The sequence below is a fragment of the Pseudogemmobacter sonorensis genome (assembly GCF_042762395.1).
GTDB classification, from domain to species: domain Bacteria; phylum Pseudomonadota; class Alphaproteobacteria; order Rhodobacterales; family Rhodobacteraceae; genus Pseudogemmobacter; species Pseudogemmobacter sonorensis.
Genome location: NZ_JBEFZE010000016.1, coordinates 23,842 through 45,115, shown reverse-complemented (window position 1 = coordinate 45,115; position 21,274 = coordinate 23,842). Strand labels below are relative to the sequence as shown.

Sequence of the window (21,274 nt, the reverse complement as noted above, 5' to 3'; positions counted from 1 at the left end):
ATCCGGGCGCCGGGCCCGGGGTCTCCACCCGGGCGCCCTGCCCGATGCTCCGCCCCGCCCGATGCTCCGCAACGAAAAAGGCGCGTCCCCGACCGGGGACGCGCCGCTTTCGCCGCGCAGGGGCCTGTCAGCAAAACCCCGCCGCAGAACCCCAGTCGGGGCCTATTCCAGCGCGAGATCCGTCACCACATGGGTCCAGGCGCCCTCGGGCAGCACCGTGATCACCGCATCCGAGCCCCCGGACATCAGCGCCGCCACGGTCTGCTCGTAATCCGCCGGATCCAGCGCGCCGTTCGACCCGGCGGTCAGCTTGGCCACCTCGCCCATCATGCGCTTCTGGTGATGCTCTTCCTGCGCGCCGGTCTCGTCGTTCTCCAGCACGATGCCCGCGGCCTCGTCGGGGTTCTCCTCGGCGTATTTCCAGCCCTTCATGCTGGCGCGGACGAATTTGGCCATGGTCTCGACGAAGGCGGGATCGGCGAGCTTGTCCTCCATGACGTAAAGCCCGTCCTCCAGCGTCGCCACGCCCTCCTCGCTGTAGTTGAAGTTCACCAGATCCTCGGCCGAGATCCCGGCGTCGATCACCTGCCAGTATTCGTTATAGGTCATGGTCGAGATGCAGGCGGCCTGCTTTTGCAGCAGCGGATCGACGTTGAACCCCTGTTTCAGCACCGTGACCCCGCCGTCCGAGCCGTCGGTCGCCAGGCCCAGCTTGCCCATCCAGTTCAGGAACGGATATTCGTTGCCGCCGAACCAGACCCCAAGGGTCTTGCCCGCGAAATCCGCCGGGCTCTCGATGCCGCTTTCCTTCAGGCAGGTAAGCTGCATCCCCGAGGATTTGAACGGCTGCGCGATATTGACCAGCGCCAGCCCCTTTTCGCGCGCCGCCAGCGCCGAGGGCATCCAGTCCACCACCACATCGGCGCCGCCGCCCGCGATCACCTGGGTCGGCGCCACGTCGGGCCCGCCGGGAAGGATGGTGACATTGAGCCCCTCCTCCTCGTAGAAGCCCTTGTCGAGCGCGACGAAATAGCCCGCGAACTGGGCCTGCGTCACCCATTTCAGTTGCAGCGTCACATCCTCGGCCCGCGCGGCGCCCGCCAGAAGACCGCCCAGGGCGGCCCCGATCATCAGCTTTTTCATTGCATCCTCTCCTGTTGGCGGGGCCGTTTCCCGGCCCCTGTGATTAACGTCTGTGCGAAGGGTGCCAGAAGGTCACCCGCCGTTCGATGAACGCGACCAGCCCGTAGAAGGCCGAACCCGCGACCGCTGCCACCGCAATCTCGGCCCAGATCATGTCGAGGGCCAGTTGCCCGATCGAGGCGTTGATGCGAAAGCCCATGCCCACGATGGGACTGCCGAAAAATTCGGCGACGATGGCGCCGATCAGCGCCAGCGTGGTGGCGATCTTCAGCCCGTTGAACAGGAACGGCATGGCGGCGGGCAGGCGCAGCTTGAAAAGCCCCTGCCAATAGCCCGCCGACCAGGTCGCCATCTGGTCGCGCTGCAGGCGGTCGGTGGCCTTCAGCCCGGCGACCATGTTCACCAGGACCGGGAAGAACACCATCACCACCACCACCGCCGCCTTCGACTGCCAGTCGAAGCCGAACCACATCACCATGATCGGCGCGATGCCGACGATGGGCAGGGCGGCGACGAAATTCCCCACCGGCAAGAGCCCGCGCTGCAGGAAGGGCAGCCGGTCGACCAGCACCGCCACCACCACCGCCGCCGAGCAGCCGATCAGATAGCCGCTCAGGGCGCCGCGCAGCCCGGTCTGGACGAAATCGGCCCAAAGCACCGGCCCGCTGCGCAGGATCCGCGCCGCGATGGCCGAGGGCGCGGGCAGGATCACCGGCGAGACGGCGAAAAGCCGCACCACCATCTCCCACAACAAAAGCAGGACCAGGCCGAAGACCAGGGGCACGATCCAGCGCATCGCGCGCGCGGGCCCCGGCCTGCGGTCGGCGGCCAGTCCGGCGCTGATCCCCCAGGCGCCCAGCCAGACCGCGATCACCAGGCCCAGCCGGGGATCCCGCGCCCAGGCCAGCGCGATCACGATCAAGGCCCCCCCCCACCAGGGCGAGACCCCGGCCAGCAGGCCCTTCTCTTGCGTCACGCTGCGCCCCGTCATCGCTGAAGCCCCGTCATCGCTGAAGTCCCATCCGCCGCAGCACCAGCCGCTCGGCCAGGCCGATCAGCGCCACAAGCCCCGCCGCCAGGATCGCCGCGCCGAACAGCGCCGCCCAGATCTGCACCGTCTGGCCGTAATAGCTGCCCTGCAACAGCCGCGCCCCCAGCCCCGCCACCGCGCCGGTCGGCAACTCGCCCACGATGGCGCCGACCAGCGCCGCCGCCGCCGCCACCTTGAGCGAGGCGAACAGCCAGGCCATCGAGGTCGGCAGCCGCAGCCGCGTCAGCACCGTCAGCCCCGAGGCGTTCCAGGTGCGCAGAAGGTCAAGCTGCATCGGCTCGGGCGCGCGCAGCCCCTTGACCATGCCCACCACCACCGGAAAGAACGACAGCCAGGCCGAGATCGCCGCCTTGGGCAAAAGCCCCTGCAATCCCATCGAATTCATCACCACGACGAACATCGGCGCGATGGCGAGGATCGGGATGGTCTGGCTGGCGATGGCCCAGGGCATCACCCCCAGATCCATCGCCCGGTTGTGGACGATCCCCACCGCCAGCGCGATCCCCATCACCGTGCCGATGCCGAAGCCCAGAAGCGTCGCCGAAAGCGTGACCCAGCCGTGATAGACCAGGCTGCGGCGCGAGGTGACGGCATGGCCGGTCACGCCCTTCCACAGCTCGGCCACCACCTGATGCGGCGCGGGCAGCACCGGGCGGTCCTGGCTCCAGGTCTCGGCCAGCATCTCGACCCCGCCGGGCGGGGCCGTGCCCGCGCGGGCGGCCTGATCCAGCACCCATTGCCGGTTCATCAGCGCCGCCCCCAGATACCAGGCCGCGACGATCACGAGGACCACGGCCAGAACCGGCGTCACGGCGGAGGCGAAAGCTTTCATCGGCCCGTCCCGCTTCATTCGCCCCCGCCCTTCATTCGTCCTTGCCCATCATTCACCACGGGCCCTCATTCGCCCCGGCCGCGCGCGGCGCGGCCCTTGCGCAGGCCCCATTCGTTGATCTTGCCGTGGTTGCGGCGCAGCCAGAGCCAGTCGATCCCCAGGACCAGCGACAGCACCGGCAGGAAGAAGATCGGCACCGCCAGCCTGTAGGGCGACCCCGCCTGCTCCATGCGACCGTAAAGCGCCATGGCGATCAGCACGGCGATCACGGTCAGAAGCCCCGCCCGCCGCGCCCAGGCCTTCCAGAACCAGCCGGGTTGGCCGATCCTCTCGGCCGTTCCGGTTTTTTCGGCCGCGCCGATACCTTCGACCGCGCCCGTGTCGTCAGACATGCCGACGCCTTCGGCCAGGCCAGTGCCCTCGGCCAGGCCGGTTTGCCCCGTCGCGCCGGTTTTCTCAGTCGTCATAGGAATGTCCCGCCCTCAATCCCTCGCGCACCCGATGCGCGATCTCGATGAATTCCGGCGTATCACGGATTTCCAGCGGGCGCGCGCGCGGAAGCGTGCTTTCGATCACATCGGTGATCCGGCCGGGGCGCGGGCTCATCACCACGATCTTGGTGGAAAGATAGACCGCCTCGGGGATGGAATGGGTGACGAAGCCGATGGTCTTGCCCGTCGCGGCCCAGAGTTTCAAAAGCTCTTCGTTCAGCCGGTCGCGCACGATCTCGTCCAGCGCGCCGAAGGGCTCGTCCATCAGCAGGATCCCGGCGTCGAAGGCCAGCGCCCGCGCGATCGAGGCGCGCTGCTGCATCCCCCCCGAAAGCTGCCAGGGATATTTGCGCCCGAAGCCCGAAAGCTCGACCAGATCCAGCACGCGCTCGATCCGCTGATCCTGTTCGGCGCGGGAAAAGCCCATGATCTCAAGCGGAAGGCGGATGTTCCCGGCGATGGTGCGCCAGGGGTAGAGCCCGGCGGCCTGGAACACATAGCCATAGGCGCGGGCGCGGCGGGCGGCGTCCGCGCTCATGCCATTGACGCTCAGGTTGCCGCCGGTGGGCGTCTCGAGCGCGGCGATGCAGCGCAGGAAGGTGGTCTTGCCGCAGCCCGAGGGGCCGATGAAGCTGACGAATTCGCCCTGGCCGATGGTCAGGTTCACGTCCCTGAGCGCCTGGACCGGCCCGTCGGCGGTCTGGAACACCAGATCCAGGCCCCTAGCCTGAATCACCGGGGCTCCGATCACGGGGCCCTCGATCGCGGGGGCCTCGATCACGGGGGCCTCTGCCGCCGATGGGGCGGTGCTGTCGGTCATGCTTCTCTCCCGGCGCGGCAGGCCCGCATTCGCATTGTGGTCATCTTTCCCCGATCCCGCATTCCCGTCAGACCCCGCGCGTCAATCCGCCGTCGACGCGGAGGTTCTGGCCGGTGATATAGCCCGCCGCCTCGGAGGCGAGGAAGGCGACCGTCCGGCCGATCTCCTCGGCGCGGCCATAGCGTCCCAGGGGCACGGCGGCGGCGCGGCCCTCTTTTTCCGGCAGGCTGTCGATCCAGCCGGGCAGGACGTTGTTCATGCGGATGTTCTTCGGCCCGTATTCGTCGCAGAAGACCTTGGTGAAGGCCGCCAGCCCCGCCCGCGCGAAGCCCGAGGTGGGAAAGAGCGACGAGGGTTCGAACGCCCAGGCGGTCGAGATATTGACGACAGCGCCGCCGCCCTGCGCCTCCATCACCGGGGTCACGATGCGCAAGGCACGGACGACGTTGAGGAAATAGACCTCCACCCCCTCATGCCAATCGGCATCCTCCAGCGCCAGCAGCGGCCCCTTCGGCCCATGGCCCGCGCTGTTCACCAGAACGTCGATCCGCCCCCATTCGGCCAGCGCCAGATCGACCAGCGCCTGTATGTCGGCGGCGTTGCGGTTCGATCCGGTCAGGCCGATCCCGCCCAACTCGCGCGCCAGCGCCTCGCCCTTGCCCGAGGCGGAGAGGATCGCCACCCGATGGCCCGCCTCGGCCAGCGCCCGGGCCGAGGCCGCGCCCATCCCCGATCCGCCACCGATCACGAGCGCAGTCTTTTCCATCTTTTCCACTCCCTATACCCCGCTGGCCGGGATGCCCGCGCGCTGGACCGGGCGCGGGCTGGTCAGGGCCTTCCAGGTCGAAAGCGCCTTCGACACCGCCCCCATCGGTTCGCGCGCGACGAAATCGCCGTGGCCCTCGCGCGAATCCAGCGCGCCCTCGGTCACCGCGACATGGCCGCGCGTCAGCACGAAGCGCGGCAGGCCGGTGACCTTCTGGCCCTCGAAGACGTTGTAATCAATCGCCGATTGCTGCGCGGCGGCGGTGATGGTCTTTTCGCGCGCCGGATCCCAGACCACCAGATCGGCATCCGATCCGACCAGCACCGCGCCCTTCCTGGGATAGGAGTTCAGGATCTTGGCGATATTGGTCGAGGTGACCGCGACGAATTCGTTCATGGTGATGCGGCCGGTGTTCACGCCATGGGTCCAGAGCATCGGCAGCCGGTCCTCCAGCCCACCGGTGCCGTTGGGGATCTTGGTGAAATCGCCCGCGCCGAAGCGTTTCTGTTCGGTGGTGAAGGCGCAATGGTCGGTCGCGACGCAAGAGAGCGTGCCGCTGGCCAGCCCGGCCCAGAGGCTGTCCTGGTGGCGCCTGTCGCGAAAGGGCGGCGACATGACGCGGCGCGCGGCATGGTCCCAGTCCGGGCTGAGATATTCCCGCTCGTCCAGCGTCAGGTGCTGGATCAGCGGCTCGCCCCAGACCCGCTTGCCCGCGAGTTTCGCGCGCCGGATCGCCTCATGCGCCTCCTCGCAGGAGGTGTGGACGACGTAAAGCGGCACGCCCGCCATGTCGGCGATCATGATGGCGCGGTTCGTGGCCTCGCCCTCGACCTGACTGGGGCGGGAATAGGCATGCGCCTCGGGGCCGGAATTGCCCTCGGCCAGCAGGCGCGCCGACATTTCCGCCACCAGATCGCCGTTCTCGGCATGGACCAGCGGGATCGCGCCCAGTTCGGCGCAGCGGCGGAAGCTGGCGAACATCTCGTCGTCGTTCACCATCAGGCTGCCCTTGTAAGCCATGAAATGCTTGAAGGTGTTGATGCCCTTTTCGGTGACGGCCTTCATCTCGTCGAAGACCGGCTCGCCCCACCAGGTCACAGCCATGTGGAAGGAATAGTCGCAATGGGCGCGGGCGGATTTGTTGTCCCAGACCCTCAGCGCGTCCAGAAGCGACTGGCCCGGCGCGGGCAGCGCGAAATCGACCACCATCGTCGTGCCGCCCGCCAGCGCGGCACGGGTGCCCGAGTCGAAATCATCGGCCGAGAAGGTGCCCATGAAGGGCATTTCCAGATGGGTATGCGGGTCGATCCCGCCGGGCATGACATAGCAGCCCGTCGCATCCAGCACCTTGTCGCCGGCAAGGCCCGGCCCGATGGCGGCGATGCGGCCCTGCTCGACCAGGACATCCGCCTTGTATGTCAGATCGGCGGTGACGATGGTGCCGCCCCGGATGACGGTGGTCATTTACTGTCCTCCCTTTCGCCACGACAGGCCTCGATCCGCGCAGCCAGCCAGCCGAAGGCAAGGCCGGTCAGGATCCAGATCGCCGCCAGCCCGGGGTATCCGCCCCGTTCGCGCGCCAGTTCCGCATCGCCGCGCCCGAAAAACACCGTGCAGGTGATCAGAACGCCCGCCATGACCAGCCCCCGCAGCAGATGGCGCCCGCGCATCGCCCTGCCCCTCAGCCCCGGCAATAGTGACGGCTGGTGCCCGTCACCAGCACCGGCCGCATCTCGCCGGGGTGGTCGTAGTAGTAGCAATCGTCATTGCCGATGCGCAGCGTCCAGGGCGAGACGCCCGGCGGCAGGTGGCGGACGGCATCCTCGGGTTCGTTGCCGTCGAAGCCGTAGAAGCGTTCGGCCTTCGGCGCCGCATCGCCCGCGACGCAGGCGCCCGCAAGGCCAAGCGCCGCCAGCGCCGCCGCGATGCGGGGAATGCCGGTCTTCGCAGCGATCATGACAGCACCTCCGCCGTTTCCAATACCGCGTGCAAAAGCACATCCGCCCCCGCCGCCGCCCATTCCGGGCTGATCTCCTCGGCCTCGTTATGCGAAAGCCCGCCCACACAGGGGCACATGATCATCGTGGTCGGCGCCACCCGCGCCGCCCAGCAGGCATCGTGGCCGGCGCCCGAGATGATGTCCATATGGCCATAGCCCAGCCTGACCGCCGCCTCGCGCACCCGCGCCACCAGTTCGGGCGCGAAGGTCACGGGGTCGAAATGGCCCACCGGCTCGATATCGCAGCCGACGCCGAGCGCGGCGCAGATCTCGGGCGCGCGGGCCTCGACCTCGGCGCGCATCGCGTCGAGCTTGGCCTGATCGGGGCTGCGGATATCCACGGTGAACACCACCTTGCCCGGCAGGACGTTGCGCGAATTCGGCGTGAAGGTCACCTGCCCCACCCCGCCCACGGCGCCGGGCTGGGCCTTAATCGCCACCTCCTGCACCATCTCGAAGATGCGCGCCATGGCAAGGCCCGCATTCACCCGCATGTCCATCGGGGTCGATCCGGTATGGGCCTCGCGCCCGGTCAGGGTGAATTCCAGCCACCACAGGCCCTGGCAATGGGTGACGACGCCAATCGTCTTCTCCGCCGCCTCGAGGATCGGGCCCTGTTCGATGTGATATTCGAAATAGGCGTGCATCTTGCGCGCGCCGACCTCTTCGCCGCCTTTCCAGCCGATGCGCGCCAGCTCCTCGCCATAGGTCTTGCCATCGAGATCCTTGCGGGCATAGGCGTAGTCCAGCGAATGCACCCCGGCAAAGACCCCGGAGGCGAGCATGGCGGGCGCGAAACGCGCGCCCTCCTCGTTCGCCCAGTTGGTCAGCACGATCGGATGCCTCGTCCTGATCCCCAGATCGTTCATGCTGCGGATCACTTCCAGCCCGCCCAGAACGCCCAGAACCCCGTCATATTTGCCGCCCGTCGGCTGGGTGTCGAGATGGCTGCCGATATAGACCGGCAGCGCATCGGCATCCTCGCCCGCGCGCGTGGCGAACATCGTGCCCATGGCATCGACGCCCATGGTCATTCCCGCCGCCTCGCACCAGGACTGGAACAGCGCCCGCCCCTCGGCATCGGCATCGGTCAGGGTCTGGCGGTTGTTGCCCCCCGCGACGCCCGGGCCGACCTGCGCCATCGCCATCAGGCTGTCCCACAGCCGCGCGGAATCTATGCGGAGGTTCTCTCCGGGTGCGGGCATCATGCGTCTCCCTGTCGCGGCGATCATTCGGCCTGGCGGCCTTCGAGGCGCCTTCCACCTGCTTGCGGCGATTCTTTTCCTGACCATATGGTCAAGGACGAGGCGACCACAACCGGACCCGCCGGTCAACGGATTCCCCCGGCAAGGGGCGGCAAGGGGTTCGCCCGGATTTAAGGCATAATATGGATATGAAGCACATATTTCATGCGGTCGAGCGAGATCCGCACCGCGTCCCGCCTCGACGGCGGTCCGCAGGCGCCCGCCACGCGCATGGAAATCCGCCTTCAATGCCGATGCCTTCGGCGCCTGCCCGATGGGGCGCGGCCCCGGACCCGTCCCCTGGCCCCTCCCGGGCCCCCGGGCGTTGACCCCTGCCCCGCCCGCAGGCTAGTCACGATGGCATGACCCCGCCCCGCCCCGACAGCGACACCGCCCCCGACACAGGCAGCGCGACCGGCGCCCGCCCGCGCCTGAGCCGGATCCAGACCCGCAACCGCGAGGCCATCCTGGAGGCCGCGCTGGAGGTGTTCTCCGCCCAGGGCTTTCGCGGCGCCACGCTCGACCAGATCGCCGAGGTGGCGGGGCTGTCGAAACCCAACCTGCTTTACTATTTCCCCTCGAAAGAGGCGGTGCACCACAGCCTGCTGACCCGGCTGCTCGACACCTGGCTCGACCCGCTGGAACATATCGACCCCGAGGGCGATCCGGTCGCGGAAATCCTAGGCTACATGCGGCGCAAGCTGGACATGTCGCGCGATTTTCCTCGCGAAAGCAGGCTGTTCGCCAATGAGATCCTGCAAGGCGCGCCGCGTATGACCGGGGCGATCGAGGGCGATCTGAAGGCGCTGGTGGCGCGCAAGGCCGCCGTCCTGACGCGCTGGATGGACGAGGGGCGGCTGAACCGGCTGGATCCGGTGCATCTGATCTTCTCGGTCTGGGCGCTGACCCAGCATTACGCCGATTTCGAGGTGCAGGTGCGCGCCGTCCTGGGCCCCGGGCAGGACCCCTATGAGGGGGCGGCGCGGTTCCTCGACATCCTGTTCTCGCGCCTGCTGGTGCCCGATCCGGGGCCCGGCCCGGCCAGCCCCCCGCCCGCCGCCGGATCCTGACCGGGGCGAGGCCCGTCTCGACAGACGCGTGCTCCGGGGCGCTGGCATGCCCGGGGAAACCCTTCGAATGCCAGCTATTTTCCGCTGGGTGCGCCGCCCGGGCCGGGTTAGGATCGGCTTCGGTGGGGGCGCTAGGGGAAGGACAGGGCAATGGCGAATGTCTCAGCCGTCCGGCCGGTGGTGCAGGCCGTGGCGACATCCGAACAGCAGACCGCGGGCAATTCCGCAAGGAACGGCTCGGCCGACCATAACGGCGCCAGCCATGCGCCCGCCGCCAGCGCGGTCACGCCGCGCCCGGTCGCGCAGGCCAGCGGGGCCGAGCGGCTCTCGGCCGAACTGGCCGGGCAGAACACCGCGCCCGACCGCGCCCAGGACAGGGTCGATGCAGCGAAACGCGCCTATATGATGGCGGTGCGGGCGGCGGGGATGAACCCGCTGGACAATCCGGTGCCCTGAGCGCGCGACGCACCCCGGCCGCCTTGAGGCGGCGCCTCTTCGGGGGCGGCAGGCCGGGACGGAACGGCGGCTTGCGCCCGACCTGACTGGCCATGGAATGACGCCCCTGGCGGCGGCACCCCCGGGCAGAAGCGGCATGCGGGCAGGCGCGCCAGCCGCCCCTCCCCGGCCCCGGCTCAGCCCTCGCCGCCGCCCCCGCCGACCAGCGACCAGAGCCAGCCGACGGCATGGCCACCGACCTCGCCGAACTTCAGCACGACGAAGGCCCAGGCCATGCAGCCCAGCACGTTCCAGAAGGCGAAGCGGAACAGGGTCACCCCGCTCATCCCCGCCATCAGGAACACCACCGGCCGCAGCACGGTCACGAAATGGCCGCCGAAGATCGTCACCGGGCCCCAGCGGGTGAAGGCGGCATTGCCCTTCTCGACCCATTCGGGATGTTCGCTGAGGGGTTTCATGCGCAGGATCGCGGTGCCGTAGCGCCGCCCCAGCCAGAAAGAGAAGAACGACCCCGCCATGGCCCCCAGCGAGGCCCCGATCCACAGCCCGGTGAAACCAAGCGCATTGGAGGCCGCCACCATCCCCACCGCGAACATGATCGCGGTGGAAGGCACCAGGATCGACAGGAAGGCGGTGGTTTCCGCCGCCCCCAGCACCGCGACGATCCAAGGCCCCCAGGCCTGGTTTGCCTCGACGAAGGCCGAGATTGAATCGATCCAACTGTCCATGCGCCCTTCCCGTTTCGTCCTCCATAGGATGCGGCCGCAGCAAAGAACAAGGGCGAAGCAACATCCCGATGACAATGGCGGAGAATGCGGGGGCGCCGGAGCGCGGAAACCGGGCGATGCGCCCGCCCGTGCCGCACCCGTGCCGCACCCGCGCAGGGCCTGCCATGGGCCTGCTATGGGGGGCTGCCTGCGCGCCTCCATCCGCATGCCCCCCGCCCGGCGGAAAGGAACGGCCTTGACCGTCTCTGTCGCCGGCTCGTCCGGCCAGAAGCCCCCGCCGCCCCGAAAGCCCGGCCGTGTCGAAGGCGCCGCAACCCCATGGCCATGACCGCCACGGCCTCGGCACGTCCTCATCTTCCTGGCGCCCCCCTCCGGTCCCGCCCCCCCAGTCCCGTCCCCGGCATCCGCCCGCTCGAAAGCGCCAGAAAGGGCGCTTTCCTCGCCCTTTCCTCTGTCCTATAAGCAGTCAGCCGCGTCCGGGGGCGCGCGCGCATGCTCTTCGCTGAGCGCGCCGCCACCCGGGCCGCAGGTCCATCAGCCTGGTCCCGCGCAGGACGGGACATCAACAGAAATTGGCACCAAGCCATCACGAGGACGGCATGAGCAAACACTCCCCCGACGCGGACGTCACCTTCATCTCGGCCCTGGCAGAGCTTCTGAACAAGAACGAACTGACCGAAATCGCGGTGAAGCGCGAATATGGCGAGGACGACAGCCTTGAGGTGCGCGTGGTCAAACAGGCCAATATCGTGACCAGCGCCGCACCGGCCTATGTCGCCGCCGCCCCCGCCGCGCAGGCGCCCGCCGCGGCCCCTGCGGCCGCCGCCCCCGCCGCCGCGCCCGAGGATCCCAGCCAGCATCCGGGCGCCGTCACCTCGCCCATGGTCGGCACCGCCTATCTGGCCCCCGAGCCGGGTGCCGCGCCCTTCATCTCGGTCGGCGCCCAGGTCGCCGAGGGCCAGACCGTCCTGATCATCGAGGCGATGAAGACCATGAACCACATCCCGGCCCCCAAGGCGGGCAAGGTCAAGCGCATCCTGGTCGAGGATGGAACGCCGGTCGAATATGGCGCGCCGCTGCTGATCATCGAGTGAGGCCGCAATGTTCGAGAAAATCCTGATCGCCAACCGGGGCGAGATCGCGCTGCGGGTGATACGGGCCTGCCGCGAGATGGGCATCAAATCGGTCGCGGTCCATTCCACCGCCGACGCCGATGCGATGCATGTCCGGCTGGCCGACGAATCCGTCTGCATCGGGCCCGCGCCCTCGTCGGAAAGCTATCTCAAGATCTCGGCGGTTATTTCCGCCTGCGAGATCTCGGGCGCGCAGGCGGTGCATCCGGGCTATGGCTTCCTGTCGGAGAATGCGGGCTTCGTCCAGGCGCTGGAAGACCACGGCATCACCTTCATCGGCCCCTCGGCCGAGCATATCCGGCTGATGGGCGACAAGATCACCGCCAAGGAGACCGCGCGCGCGCTCGGGATCCCCTGCGTCCCGGGCTCGGACGGCGGCGTGCCGGATCTTGAGACCGCGCTGGAGGTCGGGGCCGAGATCGGCTATCCGGTCATCATCAAGGCCACCGCCGGCGGCGGCGGGCGCGGCATGAAGGTGGCGGTCGATGCCGATGCGATGGAAATCGCCTTCCGCACCGCCCGCGCCGAAGCCAAGGCCGCCTTCGGCAATGACGAGGTCTATATCGAGAAATACCTGCAAAAGCCGCGCCATATCGAGATCCAGGTCTTCGGCGACGGCAAGGGCCGCGCGGTCCATCTGGGCGAGCGCGACTGCTCGTTGCAGCGCCGCCACCAGAAGGTGTTCGAAGAGGCCCCCGGCCCGGTGATCACCCCCAAGATGCGCGCCGAAATCGGCAAGACCTGCGCCGATGCGGTGGCCAAGATCAACTATATCGGCGCGGGCACGGTCGAATTCCTTTATGAGGACGGCCAGTTCTATTTCATCGAGATGAACACCCGCCTTCAGGTCGAGCATCCGGTGACGGAATTCGTCTACGGGATCGACCTGGTGCGCGAACAGATCCGCGTGGCCTCGGGCCTGCCGATGAGCTTCCGGCAGGAAGAGCTGGAGCTGAACGGCCATGCGATCGAGGTGCGGATCAACGCCGAGAAACTGCCGAACTTCACCCCCTGCCCCGGCCGGGTGAAGACCTTCCACGCCCCCGGCGGGCTGGGGGTGCGGATGGATTCGGCGCTTTACGGCGGCTATTCGATCCCGCCCTATTACGACAGCCTGATCGGCAAGCTGGTGGTCTATGGCCGCGACCGGCCCGAGGCGCTGGCGCGCCTGAACCGGGCGCTGTCGGAACTGGTGGTGGACGGGATCGAGACCACGGCGCCCCTGTTCGACGCGCTGCTGAACGAGCCCGACATCCAGCACGGCGAATACAACATCCACTGGCTGGAAAAATGGCTGGCGCGCCAGTTTTCCTGATCTTGTGCCCGGACCGGGGGGCGGCGCTTGCCTCCCCCGGCTGCCTGCCGCCGCCGTCTTGCAGCCACCCGTCCTCCAGATGACGGAAATCACCCCGGAAATCCTGCTCTCGGCCTATGCCTCGGGCCTGTTCCCGATGGCCGAAAGCCGCGACGATCCCGAAATCCACTGGGTCGATCCGCGACAAAGGGGGGTCTTTCTACCGGACCGCTTCCACATCTCGCGCAGCCTGGCCCGCCGCATCCGGCGCAACCCCTGGCGCGTGACCACCGACCAGGCCTTTCGCCAGGTGGTCGAGGCCTGCGCCGACCGGCCCGAGACCTGGATCAACGCCCGCATCCTTGCGCTATACGAGGCGCTTTTCCACCTGGGCCATGGCCACAGCCTTGAGGTCTGGGAGGGTGAGGAGCTGGTCGGCGGCGTCTATGGCGTGGCGCTCGGCGCGGTGTTTTTCGGGGAATCGATGTTCTCGCGCCGGACGGATGCGTCGAAGCTGGCGCTGGCCTTCCTGATGCACCGGCTGCGGGCCGGGGGGTTCGTGCTGTTCGACACGCAATTCCTGACCCCGCATCTGGCCAGCCTGGGCGCCTTCGAGATGCCCCGGGCCCGATACCGCGCCGCCCTGGCGGCGGGACTGCGGCAAGACGCCCGCTTCGATCCGCCGGGCTATTCGCCCCAATCCTCTTCGGTCGCCTCCTCGGCGGGCGCTTCCTCGGTCACCGGCGGCGCATAGCCCGGCACCACGCAGCGCAGCACCCAGACGTCGTAGCGCGGATGTTCCATCGCCGAAAGCGCGGGCGAATCCGCCAGCATCCAGCCCGCGAAGACCGGCGCATCGCGGCTGGAATCGAGGATGGTCAGATGGGCCTCGGCGCCGGAGGCCGGGTTCTCGGAGGGGTAGCGGCAGGCGTTGAGCAGGATCGTCAGCCGCCCGTTGGTGGCCGACTGGCCGCGCGCCAGTTCGACATCGCCGGTCTCGCCGGTCAGGGTGTCCAGCCAGCGGATAACGCCGCCCTGCGCATCGGCATAGCCCTGCGCCATCAGCGGGCCGGCAAACCCGGCAAGGCCGAGCGAGAGGACGGCGGCCCGGATCATTCCGCCCCGCCCGCGCTGCCGCCCGAATCGCCGCCCGAATCTCCGCCGACGAATTTCATCAGCAGCGAAATCAGGCTGACCGCGCCCTGAGTATCCTCGATCTCGTCGCCGGGGCCAAGGTTGTCGGGCATGCCCCCGGGCAGGATCTCGACATAGGCGCCGCCCAGAAGCCCGTCCTGCGAGATCAGGATCGCGCTGTCCGAGGGCAGTTCGACCCCCCGCGCCATCGAGATCGTCGCATCGGCGAAGAAGGTCTGGGGGTTCAGCTCCAGCCGGGTGATGGTGCCGACCTTGACCCCCGCCAGCCGCACGTCCGAGCCGGTGGTGATGCCCTGGACCGAGCGGAACGAGGCGGTAAGCGGATAGCTGTCGCCCCCGCGCCCAAGGCCCGCGCCCTGCGCCGCGTAAAGCGCGAATCCTGCGGCCACGGCCAGAACGGCAGCCCCGGTCAGGACTTCGGCGGCGGAGTAACTCATGCTGATGCCTCTTTCAGACGTGACCCGGCCCGGGGGGCGCCCGCCCGGACCCTGGGCCCTGCGGCCTATTCCGGCTGCCAGGCCTCGTAATCGCGGCGCTCGACCGGGACGCCGCTCCGGATCGAGCCCGGGGGCGCATAGGCCAGCGCGGTGCCGGACAGGTTTTCATGATGCGGCTTTTCCCAGGGCTTGTGGGCCAGGGGCGCCTCGGTCGGGGGCTGTTCGAAAGTGTGGTGCAGCCAGCCGTGCCAGTCGGGCGGCACGCGGCTGGCCTCCATCTCGCCGTTGTAGATCACCCAGCGGCGCTTGCCGTCGCGCGACTGGTAATAGACGTTGCCCTCGGCATCCTCGCCCACCTTCACGCCGTTCCTCCAGGTGAAGAAACGGGTGTTCAGCGTCTGGCTGTTCCACCAGGTCAGAAAGCTGAGCAGGAACTTCATCGCGGGCCTCCGTATCGCTGTCATTTCTATGGCCCATCGCCGCGCCAAGGTCCAGTGCCAAGCGCGGGCCGAACCGCGGCTTGCGCCGATCCGCGCCCGCCATATGCGGACGGCAGCAGGGCATGCCGGACGATCAGCGGGATCGGGGAGACCCGGGAAGCGGGGGCTCAGCCGTTCGGGAAAGCGACGTCGGGGGAAGCGGCGCCAGGGGGCAGGACCGCGGTCACCTCGATCTCGATCCGGTGGCGCGGGTCGATCAGACCGGCCTCGATCATCATCGCGGCGGGAGGAGCACCGCCGAACCTTTCGCGCAGCACCGGCCAGCAGGGTTCGAAATCGCGGCGGTCGGGCAGCACATAGGTCACCCGCACCACATCGGCAAAGCCCACCCCCGCCCGGGCAAGCGCCGCGCCGATGATGTCCAGCGCCAGTTCGCATTGCGCGGTCACGCTTTCGGGGATCTCACCCGTGGCATGATCGGTTCCGGTGGTGCCCGAGACGAAGACCATGCCATTGGCCACGACGGCGCGGGCATAGCCGATGCGGTCCTCCCAGGTCGAACCTGCCGCGATGCGGCGGATCATCGGCGGGTCCTTTCATTCGGGGTCACTTTCCGCGGTCATCTTCGCCGAGAACCGTCTCATCCGGGGTCCCCGGCTTCACGCAGGGTCTCGGGGTTCGCACGGGGTCCCAGGCCCCTTTCCGGCAGCGCCCACCTTTCGGCGCGGGCCCGTGGCCGGTCAGGACGCCCCGGCGCCCGGCAGCGCGCGCATCCATACGAACCCGGCGCCCGGCCCGCACGCGCTGAGGCAAGCCGACCCGCCCGGGGCCAAGCGCCCGCCGCCGCCGGATCAACCGGCGGCGGCGGGCTCTTTCTTCTTGCCCTCGGTATGGACGACCAGGGGCTTGGCGCCGTTGTTCACCGCCTCGTCATTGACGACGACTTCCGAGATGCCCAAGGTGCCGGGCAGTTCGAACATGGTCTCCAGCAGGATGTCTTCCATGATCGAGCGCAACCCGCGCGCGCCGGTCTTGCGCTTGATCGCGCGACGCGCGATGGCGGTCAGGGCATCGGGGGTGAAGGTCAGCTTCACGCCCTCGATCTCGAAGAGGCGCTGGTATTGCTTGACCAGCGCGTTCTTCGGCTCGGTCAGGATTGTGACCAGCGCGGCCTCGTCCAGATCGGCCAGCGTGGCGATCACAGGCAGACGGCCGACGAATTCCGGGATCAGGCCGAATTTCAGCAGATCCTCGGGCTCCAGCTCGCGGAAGAGTTCCCCCACGCCGCGCGCATCGGGGTCCTTGACCTCGGCCTTGAAGCCGATGCCCGAGCCCTTGCCGCGCTGCGCGATGATCTTCTCCAGCCCGGCGAAGGCGCCGCCGCAGATGAAGAGGATGTTCGTGGTGTCCACCTGCAGGAATTCCTGCTGCGGATGCTTGCGCCCGCCCTGCGGCGGCACCGAGGCGACCGTGCCCTCCATGATCTTCAAAAGCGCCTGCTGCACCCCCTCGCCCGAAACGTCGCGGGTGATCGAGGGATTGTCGGACTTGCGGGTGATCTTGTCGACCTCGTCGATGTAGACGATGCCGCGCTGCGCCCGCTCCACGTTGTATTCCGAGGCCTGCAGCAGCTTGAGGATGATGTTCTCGACATCCTCGCCGACATAGCCCGCCTCGGTCAGGGTCGTCGCATCGGCCATGGTGAAGGGCACATCCAGAATCCGCGCCAGCGTCTGCGCCAGCAGCGTCTTGCCGGTGCCGGTGGGGCCGATCAGCAGGATGTTCGACTTCGCCAGCTCGACATCCTGTTTCGAGGAATGGTTGAGCCGCTTGTAATGGTTGTGGACCGCGACCGACAGGACCCTTTTGGCATGGTCCTGGCCGATGACGTAATCATCCAGCACCTTGCAGATCTCTTTCGGGGTCGGCACGCCTTCGCCCGATTTCAGACCCGAGGTCTTGGTCTCCTCACGGATGATATCCATGCACAGCTCGACGCATTCATCGCAGATGAAGACCGTCGGCCCCGCGATCAGCTTCCTGACCTCATGCTGGCTCTTGCCGCAGAACGAGCAATAGAGGGTATTCTTGCTGTCGCCCGAATTCGTAGCCATCCGTTTCCCTTCGCCGTCCGCCGCATCCGGGGATGCGTTTGCTTGGTGGAAAGTCTAGGCCAAGCCCCCGCCCTCCACAACGCCAAATCGCCCCCGCGGTCCGGGCGCCGGGCCCGGGCCGCAGGGGCATCGCCCTCACTTTGCCGTGTCTTCGGATTTACCGCGCGGCGCAAGCACGTCGTCGATCAGGCCCCAGGCCTTGGCCTCGTCGGCGGACATGAAATTGTCGCGCTCCAGCGCGGCCTCGACGGTTTCATAGCTGTTGCCGGTGTGGTGGACATAGATCTCGTTCAGGCGACGCTTGAGCTTTTCGGTCTCGCGCGCGTGGATCATGATGTCGGTGGCCTGGCCCTGGTAGCCGCCCGAGGGCTGGTGGACCATCACCCGGCTGTTGGGCAGCGAGAAGCGCATGCCCTTTTCGCCCGCCGTCAGCAGAAGCGAGCCCATCGAGGCCGCCTGGCCGATCACCAGGGTCGAGACCTTGGGCTTGATATATTGCATCGTGTCGTAGATCGACAGGCCCGAGGTGACCACCCCCCCGGGCGAGTTGATATACATCGAGATCTCCTTCGAGGGGTTCTCGGCCTCAAGGAACAGAAGCTGGGCGCAGATCAGGCTGGACATGCCGTCATGCACCGGGCCGGACAGGAAGATGATCCGCTCCTTCAAGAGGCGCGAGAAGATGTCATAGGCCCGTTCGCCCCGGCTGGTCTGTTCGACCACCATCGGGACCAGCGTGTTCATGTAGGTGTCAATCGGATCTCGCATCTTGGTCTGCCTCTGTCGGATCTTCTGAAAGCACTATCGCCGGAAGGTTTCAGGAGTCTTAGTGGTGCGGATCGGGGGCCGCAAGGGCGGGCGGACCGCGAGGGCGCGGGGAAGGAACGGCCAAGGCCCGCGCCGCCCGCAGAACGGGCGCAAGGGCCAACGGCGCGGCGGCGACACGGCGGCGGCGCGCCGCAGACGAGTGCGCGCACCGTCCTGCCCCGCCGGGCCGGAAGGCTTCTCCGCGTCGCGGCAGCCCCCCGACCACGCGCCGAGCGGCCCGGCTCTGCCCTCCTTCCTAGGTTCGGCCACTCCTGCCTCGGTGCATCAGCCGGGCCCGTTCGCGGCCGGGCCGCTCGGCACGGGGTGAGGCGCGCGCTTCGCTCCGGCCGGGTCTCGTCTTCGACCGAAGGGCGATGGCGTTGCATGGGCCGCTCGCGCCGCCCGGCGGGCCGCCAGGCATTCCGTTACGGGATGATGGCTGCGGATGGTCGCCGGTGAGTGAGGGCCCTTGGATGACGGCAGGAGGATGACGGTAGGAGGATGGCCACGCCTGGATGCTCACCCGTGGTTGATCGCTGATGGAAGCCCCCTGCGAAGCCCCCCCGCGCGTGACCGCCCTCGGCCGACCGCCCGCGCGGGATCGCCGCCAGTGCGCGGCCCAGTGGGCGAGTCCTCGTGGGCAAGGCCCAGTATAGAGAGGCTCAGCGGGCGCGGCTCAACGGGCCAGCACGATCTCGGCCTTCAGCCCGCCAAGCGCGGCGCTTTCCCCCAGCCGCAGCGCGCCGCCATGCGACAGCGCGATATCGGCGGCGATGGCAAGGCCCAGCCCGACCCCGCCGCCCCGGTTCGGGTCGCGCTCGGCGCCAAGGCGGATGAAGGGCTGCACCGCCTCGTCGCGCCGACCGGGGGGGATGCCGGGCCCGTCGTCCTCGACCGAGATCGTGACCCGGTCGGCCTCGTATCGCAAGGCAAGCTCCACCCGCCGACCATGGCGCAGCCCGTTGCCGACCAGATTGTCGATCGCCCGCCGCACCGCCTGGGGCCGCAGCCCGACCGGGCGGGCCCGGCCCTCGCCCCCGCGCAGGACGACGGGATCGGGCCCGCCCGCCGCCGCCGTGCCCGCCCTGCCCCGGCAGGCATCCGCCACCGCCTCGGCCACCAGCGCCACCAGATCGGTCTTCTCGTCGCTTTCGGTGGCATCGCCGCGCACGAAGGCCAGGAATTCGTCGACCAGCCGCTCCATCTGCGCCACATCGGCGGCAAGCGCGCGGGTCTCCTCGTCCTCGGGCAGGAATGCCAGCCCCAGCCGCATCCGCGTCAGCGGCGTGCGCAGGTCGTGGCTGACCCCGGACAGCATCAGCGTGCGCTGCTCGATCTGCCGCTCGATCCGGGCGCGCATCTCAAGGAAGGCCCGCCCCGCCGCCCGCACCTCCAGCGCGCCGCGCGGGCGGAAGGGCAGCCGCTCGCCCCGCCCGAAGGCCTCGGCGGCGCTGGCCAGCCGGGTGATCGGGCGCAACTGGTTGCGCAGGAACAGATAGGCGATCAGCGTCATCAGGATCGAGGTGAAGATCATCAGCACCAGAAGCTGGTGCGGATTGGTCGCCGACATGCGGCGGCGGGACACTTCGGCCTCGATCTCGCCATGGGGGGTGGCGAGGCGGATATGGACGATGCGGTCCTCGCCCGTCACATCCACCGCCAGGACCTCGGGGATCTCGGCGTGCAGCGTCTCGATGATGGCGCGGCCCGACAGGTCGTAGAAGGCGCGAAGGTCGCCCTCCGGCGCATCGGGCCCGGGCGGTTGGCGCAGGACGATCTCCAGCGGCGCGGCCACCCGGGCCGCGCGCGCCATCGCCGCCTCCCCCTCCGCCCCCGCCCCCGCCCCGGCCGCGAATTCCGCCAGCACGAAAGCGAGGTCGAGCGAGACCCCCCGCGTCATCTGCCGCGTCACCCCTTCGAAATGGCGCTGGATGAAGGCGGTGGACACGACGAGCTGGATCGTGACGATGGGCACGATCAGGATGAGGGCGGCGCGCCCGAAAAGGCTGCGCGGCAGGATGCGCTTGACGCTGAACATGGGAACGGAGGCTAGCCATGGCCGAAGGCGAAGGAAAGGCCGCAGGCGAGATTAGGCGGGTGCTTGCCCCCAATGCCTCGGCCATGACCGGGCCCGGCACCACGACCTTCCTTCTGGGCCGCGAGGAGGTCGTGGTGATCGACCCCGGCCCGGCGGATGAGGGCCATCTGGCCGCGATCCTGGCCGCCGTGCCAAGGGGCGGTCGGATCGGCGCGATTCTGGTGACCCATCCGCATCTGGACCATTCCGCGCTGACGCCTGCGCTTGCCCGCGCCACCGGGGCCGAGGTCATGGGCTTCGGCCCCGCCGAATCGGGGCGAAGCCCGCAGATGGCGGCGCTGGCCGAGGCCGGGCTGTCCGGCGGGGCCGAGGGGCTGGACCTGGACTTCGTCCCCGACCGGCGGCTGAGGGACGGCGAGCGGCTGCGCTTCGGCGACCTGACGCTCGACGTGCTGCACACCCCCGGCCATATGGGCGAGCATCTCGCCTTCGCCCTCGGGGACGATCTGTTCGCGGGCGATCACGTCATGGCCTGGGCGCCCAGCCTGGTCTCGCCCCCCGATGGCGACATGGCGGCCTATATGGCCTCGCTGGCACGGCTGATGCGACGGCCCTGGCGGCGGCTCTTGCCCTGCCATGGCGCGGGGATCGACGACCCCGCCGCGCGGATCGCGGAACTGCTGGCGCATCGGCGGGCGCGACGCGCGCAGGTCCTTGCCGCCCTGCGCGCGGGCCCGGCGCCGCTTGGCGAGGTGACGGCGCGGGTCTATGCCGGGCTCGCCCCCGCGCTGCTGCCCGCCGCCGCGCGCAATGCGCTGGCCCATCTGATCGAGCTGATCGAAGAGGGCGAGGTCCGCGCCAGCCCCTGGCCCGCGACCGAGGCGGTGTTCCGCCTGGCCTGACCCCGCGGCGCCCCGCCCGAGGGCAGATCGGCCCTGCCCCGGCCGGTCCGGGGTGGCAGCCGAGCGGCCGCGCCCGCTCCATGATCCCCCGCCGACCTCCCCCCCTGCGCATCCCGAACGCCCGGCGCTGCGGCAGGCTGAGGCCGCGTGAAGACCCGGCCGGGAGATCAGCCCGAGAGCATCTTCCCCCCGCCCCGCCCGATCGGCACCCCGGCAATCCTCCCCATGGTCGGAGCCGATGGACAGGTAAAGTTTCTCACAGCGTGAACTGAGAAGATTCGAATGAGAAAAACGGGGATGATGACCCCCGGAAGGAAGCTGTTGTAATGCTCCGCACATCGAAAAAACCCGCTC

General features: G+C 68.8%; 24 protein-coding genes. 6 read left to right on the top strand and 18 right to left on the bottom strand.

Translation table 11 applies throughout. The features are described 5' to 3' along the window. Positions 1–162: 162 nt before the first annotated feature. The 10 genes from ABNX41_RS12750 to ABNX41_RS12705 all read right to left on the bottom strand — a co-directional run bounded on the left by ABNX41_RS12750 (position 163) and on the right by ABNX41_RS12705 (position 8,307). Complete coding sequence (locus ABNX41_RS12750) at positions 163–1,143, bottom strand: ABC transporter substrate-binding protein (RefSeq protein ID WP_438670106.1); 981 nt, start codon at positions 1,141–1,143, stop codon at positions 163–165. 43 nt (positions 1,144–1,186) lie between these two features. Next, positions 1,187–2,134 (bottom strand): ABC transporter permease, encoded by a 948-nt coding sequence (locus tag ABNX41_RS12745; RefSeq protein WP_438670105.1) that lies wholly within the window; start codon positions 2,132–2,134, stop codon positions 1,187–1,189. A gap of 13 nt (positions 2,135–2,147) precedes the next feature. Continuing rightward, entirely contained in the window at positions 2,148–3,026 is an 879-nt protein-coding gene (locus tag ABNX41_RS12740) for an ABC transporter permease (protein WP_438670104.1), read from the bottom strand. A 65-nt stretch (positions 3,027–3,091) separates the two neighbouring features. Beyond that, the gene (locus ABNX41_RS12735; protein ID WP_438670103.1) at positions 3,092–3,493 is read right to left on the bottom strand and encodes a hypothetical protein; all 402 of its coding nucleotides are present in this window, start codon (positions 3,491–3,493) and stop codon (positions 3,092–3,094) included. After that, the gene (locus ABNX41_RS12730) at positions 3,483–4,253 is read right to left on the bottom strand and encodes an ABC transporter ATP-binding protein (RefSeq protein WP_438670133.1); all 771 of its coding nucleotides are present in this window, start codon (positions 4,251–4,253) and stop codon (positions 3,483–3,485) included. The genes ABNX41_RS12735 and ABNX41_RS12730 overlap by 11 nt, the downstream gene beginning before the upstream one ends. Positions 4,254–4,404: 151 nt before the next feature. Continuing rightward, complete coding sequence (locus ABNX41_RS12725; protein WP_438670102.1) at positions 4,405–5,103, bottom strand: SDR family oxidoreductase; 699 nt, start codon at positions 5,101–5,103, stop codon at positions 4,405–4,407. Positions 5,104–5,115: 12 nt separating this feature from the next. Then, complete coding sequence (gene hydA, locus ABNX41_RS12720; RefSeq protein ID WP_438670101.1) at positions 5,116–6,567, bottom strand: dihydropyrimidinase; 1,452 nt, start codon at positions 6,565–6,567, stop codon at positions 5,116–5,118. Next, on the bottom strand, positions 6,564–6,773 hold the full coding sequence (locus ABNX41_RS12715) for a hypothetical protein (protein ID WP_438670100.1): 210 nt from the start codon (positions 6,771–6,773) through the stop codon (positions 6,564–6,566). The genes hydA and ABNX41_RS12715 overlap by 4 nt, the downstream gene beginning before the upstream one ends. An 11-nt stretch (positions 6,774–6,784) precedes the next feature. Continuing rightward, a complete protein-coding gene (locus ABNX41_RS12710) occupies positions 6,785–7,060 on the bottom strand; it encodes a hypothetical protein (protein ID WP_438670099.1) in 276 nt (91 codons plus the stop codon). Continuing rightward, positions 7,057–8,307 (bottom strand): Zn-dependent hydrolase, encoded by a 1,251-nt coding sequence (locus ABNX41_RS12705; protein ID WP_438670132.1) that lies wholly within the window; start codon positions 8,305–8,307, stop codon positions 7,057–7,059. Before ABNX41_RS12705 ends, ABNX41_RS12710 begins: the two co-directional genes overlap by 4 nt. A 401-nt stretch (positions 8,308–8,708) precedes the next feature. Here ABNX41_RS12705 and ABNX41_RS12700 point away from each other — a divergent pair, with 401 nt between their 5' ends. Both ABNX41_RS12700 and ABNX41_RS12695 read left to right on the top strand, forming a co-directional pair. Beyond that, on the top strand, positions 8,709–9,416 hold the full coding sequence (locus ABNX41_RS12700; protein WP_438670098.1) for a TetR family transcriptional regulator C-terminal domain-containing protein: 708 nt from the start codon (positions 8,709–8,711) through the stop codon (positions 9,414–9,416). Positions 9,417–9,566: 150 nt separating this feature from the next. Continuing rightward, positions 9,567–9,872, top strand: coding sequence for a hypothetical protein (locus ABNX41_RS12695; RefSeq protein WP_438670097.1), 306 nt, complete (start codon positions 9,567–9,569; stop codon positions 9,870–9,872). A 176-nt stretch (positions 9,873–10,048) separates the two neighbouring features. Here ABNX41_RS12695 and ABNX41_RS12690 read toward each other — a convergent pair whose 3' ends face one another. Next, positions 10,049–10,600 (bottom strand): DedA family protein, encoded by a 552-nt coding sequence (locus tag ABNX41_RS12690; RefSeq protein ID WP_438670096.1) that lies wholly within the window; start codon positions 10,598–10,600, stop codon positions 10,049–10,051. A 599-nt stretch (positions 10,601–11,199) separates the two neighbouring features. Here ABNX41_RS12690 and accB point away from each other — a divergent pair. The 3 genes from accB to aat are packed head-to-tail and all read left to right on the top strand — an operon-like array spanning position 11,200 to position 13,781. Continuing rightward, entirely contained in the window at positions 11,200–11,694 is a 495-nt protein-coding gene (gene accB, locus ABNX41_RS12685; RefSeq protein WP_438670095.1) for an acetyl-CoA carboxylase biotin carboxyl carrier protein, read from the top strand. A 7-nt stretch (positions 11,695–11,701) separates the two neighbouring features. Further along, on the top strand, positions 11,702–13,048 hold the full coding sequence (gene accC, locus ABNX41_RS12680; RefSeq protein WP_438670094.1) for an acetyl-CoA carboxylase biotin carboxylase subunit: 1,347 nt from the start codon (positions 11,702–11,704) through the stop codon (positions 13,046–13,048). Positions 13,049–13,106: 58 nt separating this feature from the next. Continuing rightward, positions 13,107–13,781 (top strand): leucyl/phenylalanyl-tRNA--protein transferase, encoded by a 675-nt coding sequence (gene aat, locus ABNX41_RS12675; RefSeq protein WP_438670093.1) that lies wholly within the window; start codon positions 13,107–13,109, stop codon positions 13,779–13,781. Here aat and ABNX41_RS12670 read toward each other — a convergent pair. The 7 genes from ABNX41_RS12670 to ABNX41_RS12640 all read right to left on the bottom strand — a co-directional run bounded on the left by ABNX41_RS12670 (position 13,715) and on the right by ABNX41_RS12640 (position 20,018). Then, complete coding sequence (locus tag ABNX41_RS12670; protein ID WP_438670092.1) at positions 13,715–14,143, bottom strand: DUF2155 domain-containing protein; 429 nt, start codon at positions 14,141–14,143, stop codon at positions 13,715–13,717. The genes aat and ABNX41_RS12670 overlap by 67 nt on opposite strands. Then, positions 14,140–14,619: an outer membrane lipid asymmetry maintenance protein MlaD gene (gene mlaD / locus ABNX41_RS12665; RefSeq protein WP_438670091.1), complete on the bottom strand. Its 480-nt coding sequence runs from the start codon at positions 14,617–14,619 to the stop codon at positions 14,140–14,142. Before mlaD ends, ABNX41_RS12670 begins: the two co-directional genes overlap by 4 nt. A 65-nt stretch (positions 14,620–14,684) precedes the next feature. Further along, positions 14,685–15,059 carry an NADH:ubiquinone oxidoreductase subunit NDUFA12 gene (locus ABNX41_RS12660; RefSeq protein WP_438670090.1) on the bottom strand — a complete coding sequence of 125 codons (375 nt, stop codon included), beginning with the start codon at positions 15,057–15,059 and terminating at the stop codon, positions 14,685–14,687. Between the two features lie 167 nt (positions 15,060–15,226). Continuing rightward, positions 15,227–15,643, bottom strand: coding sequence for a RidA family protein (locus ABNX41_RS12655; protein WP_438670089.1), 417 nt, complete (start codon positions 15,641–15,643; stop codon positions 15,227–15,229). A 267-nt stretch (positions 15,644–15,910) separates the two neighbouring features. Continuing rightward, a complete protein-coding gene (gene clpX / locus ABNX41_RS12650) occupies positions 15,911–17,173 on the bottom strand; it encodes an ATP-dependent Clp protease ATP-binding subunit ClpX (protein ID WP_438670088.1) in 1,263 nt (420 codons plus the stop codon). 135 nt (positions 17,174–17,308) lie between these two features. After that, positions 17,309–17,941 carry an ATP-dependent Clp protease proteolytic subunit gene (locus ABNX41_RS12645; protein WP_438670087.1) on the bottom strand — a complete coding sequence of 211 codons (633 nt, stop codon included), beginning with the start codon at positions 17,939–17,941 and terminating at the stop codon, positions 17,309–17,311. 715 nt (positions 17,942–18,656) lie between these two features. Continuing rightward, complete coding sequence (locus ABNX41_RS12640; protein ID WP_438670086.1) at positions 18,657–20,018, bottom strand: ATP-binding protein; 1,362 nt, start codon at positions 20,016–20,018, stop codon at positions 18,657–18,659. 17 nt (positions 20,019–20,035) lie between these two features. On the opposite strand from ABNX41_RS12640, the gene ABNX41_RS12635 reads away from it, so the two are divergent. Beyond that, positions 20,036–20,920 (top strand): MBL fold metallo-hydrolase, encoded by an 885-nt coding sequence (locus ABNX41_RS12635; protein WP_438670085.1) that lies wholly within the window; start codon positions 20,036–20,038, stop codon positions 20,918–20,920. Positions 20,921–21,274 lie beyond the last annotated feature (354 nt).

Excerpts from the sequence above, each read along its gene's own strand:
- ABNX41_RS12735 (WP_438670103.1), bottom strand. The coding sequence starts at position 3,493 with ATGACGACTGAGAAAACCGGCGCGACGGGGCAAACCGGCCTGGCCGAG.
- ABNX41_RS12740 (WP_438670104.1), bottom strand. The coding sequence starts at position 3,026 with ATGAAAGCTTTCGCCTCCGCCGTGACGCCGGTTCTGGCCGTGGTCCTC.
- hydA (WP_438670101.1), bottom strand. The coding sequence starts at position 6,567 with ATGACCACCGTCATCCGGGGCGGCACCATCGTCACCGCCGATCTGACA.
- ABNX41_RS12670 (WP_438670092.1), bottom strand. The coding sequence starts at position 14,143 with ATGATCCGGGCCGCCGTCCTCTCGCTCGGCCTTGCCGGGTTTGCCGGC.
- ABNX41_RS12635 (WP_438670085.1), top strand. The coding sequence starts at position 20,036 with ATGGCCGAAGGCGAAGGAAAGGCCGCAGGCGAGATTAGGCGGGTGCTT.
- ABNX41_RS12725 (WP_438670102.1), bottom strand. The coding sequence starts at position 5,103 with ATGGAAAAGACTGCGCTCGTGATCGGTGGCGGATCGGGGATGGGCGCG.
- ABNX41_RS12655 (WP_438670089.1), bottom strand. The coding sequence starts at position 15,643 with ATGATCCGCCGCATCGCGGCAGGTTCGACCTGGGAGGACCGCATCGGC.
- ABNX41_RS12705 (WP_438670132.1), bottom strand. The coding sequence starts at position 8,307 with ATGCCCGCACCCGGAGAGAACCTCCGCATAGATTCCGCGCGGCTGTGG.
- ABNX41_RS12660 (WP_438670090.1), bottom strand. The coding sequence starts at position 15,059 with ATGAAGTTCCTGCTCAGCTTTCTGACCTGGTGGAACAGCCAGACGCTG.
- ABNX41_RS12645 (WP_438670087.1), bottom strand. The coding sequence starts at position 17,941 with ATGCGAGATCCGATTGACACCTACATGAACACGCTGGTCCCGATGGTG.
- ABNX41_RS12750 (WP_438670106.1), bottom strand. The coding sequence starts at position 1,143 with ATGAAAAAGCTGATGATCGGGGCCGCCCTGGGCGGTCTTCTGGCGGGC.
- ABNX41_RS12640 (WP_438670086.1), bottom strand. The coding sequence starts at position 20,018 with ATGTTCAGCGTCAAGCGCATCCTGCCGCGCAGCCTTTTCGGGCGCGCC.
- ABNX41_RS12695 (WP_438670097.1), top strand. The coding sequence starts at position 9,567 with ATGGCGAATGTCTCAGCCGTCCGGCCGGTGGTGCAGGCCGTGGCGACA.
- mlaD (WP_438670091.1), bottom strand. The coding sequence starts at position 14,619 with ATGAGTTACTCCGCCGCCGAAGTCCTGACCGGGGCTGCCGTTCTGGCC.
- ABNX41_RS12745 (WP_438670105.1), bottom strand. The coding sequence starts at position 2,134 with ATGACGGGGCGCAGCGTGACGCAAGAGAAGGGCCTGCTGGCCGGGGTC.
- ABNX41_RS12715 (WP_438670100.1), bottom strand. The coding sequence starts at position 6,773 with ATGCGCGGGCGCCATCTGCTGCGGGGGCTGGTCATGGCGGGCGTTCTG.
- accB (WP_438670095.1), top strand. The coding sequence starts at position 11,200 with ATGAGCAAACACTCCCCCGACGCGGACGTCACCTTCATCTCGGCCCTG.
- ABNX41_RS12700 (WP_438670098.1), top strand. The coding sequence starts at position 8,709 with ATGACCCCGCCCCGCCCCGACAGCGACACCGCCCCCGACACAGGCAGC.
- clpX (WP_438670088.1), bottom strand. The coding sequence starts at position 17,173 with ATGGCTACGAATTCGGGCGACAGCAAGAATACCCTCTATTGCTCGTTC.
- ABNX41_RS12710 (WP_438670099.1), bottom strand. The coding sequence starts at position 7,060 with ATGATCGCTGCGAAGACCGGCATTCCCCGCATCGCGGCGGCGCTGGCG.
- accC (WP_438670094.1), top strand. The coding sequence starts at position 11,702 with ATGTTCGAGAAAATCCTGATCGCCAACCGGGGCGAGATCGCGCTGCGG.
- ABNX41_RS12690 (WP_438670096.1), bottom strand. The coding sequence starts at position 10,600 with ATGGACAGTTGGATCGATTCAATCTCGGCCTTCGTCGAGGCAAACCAG.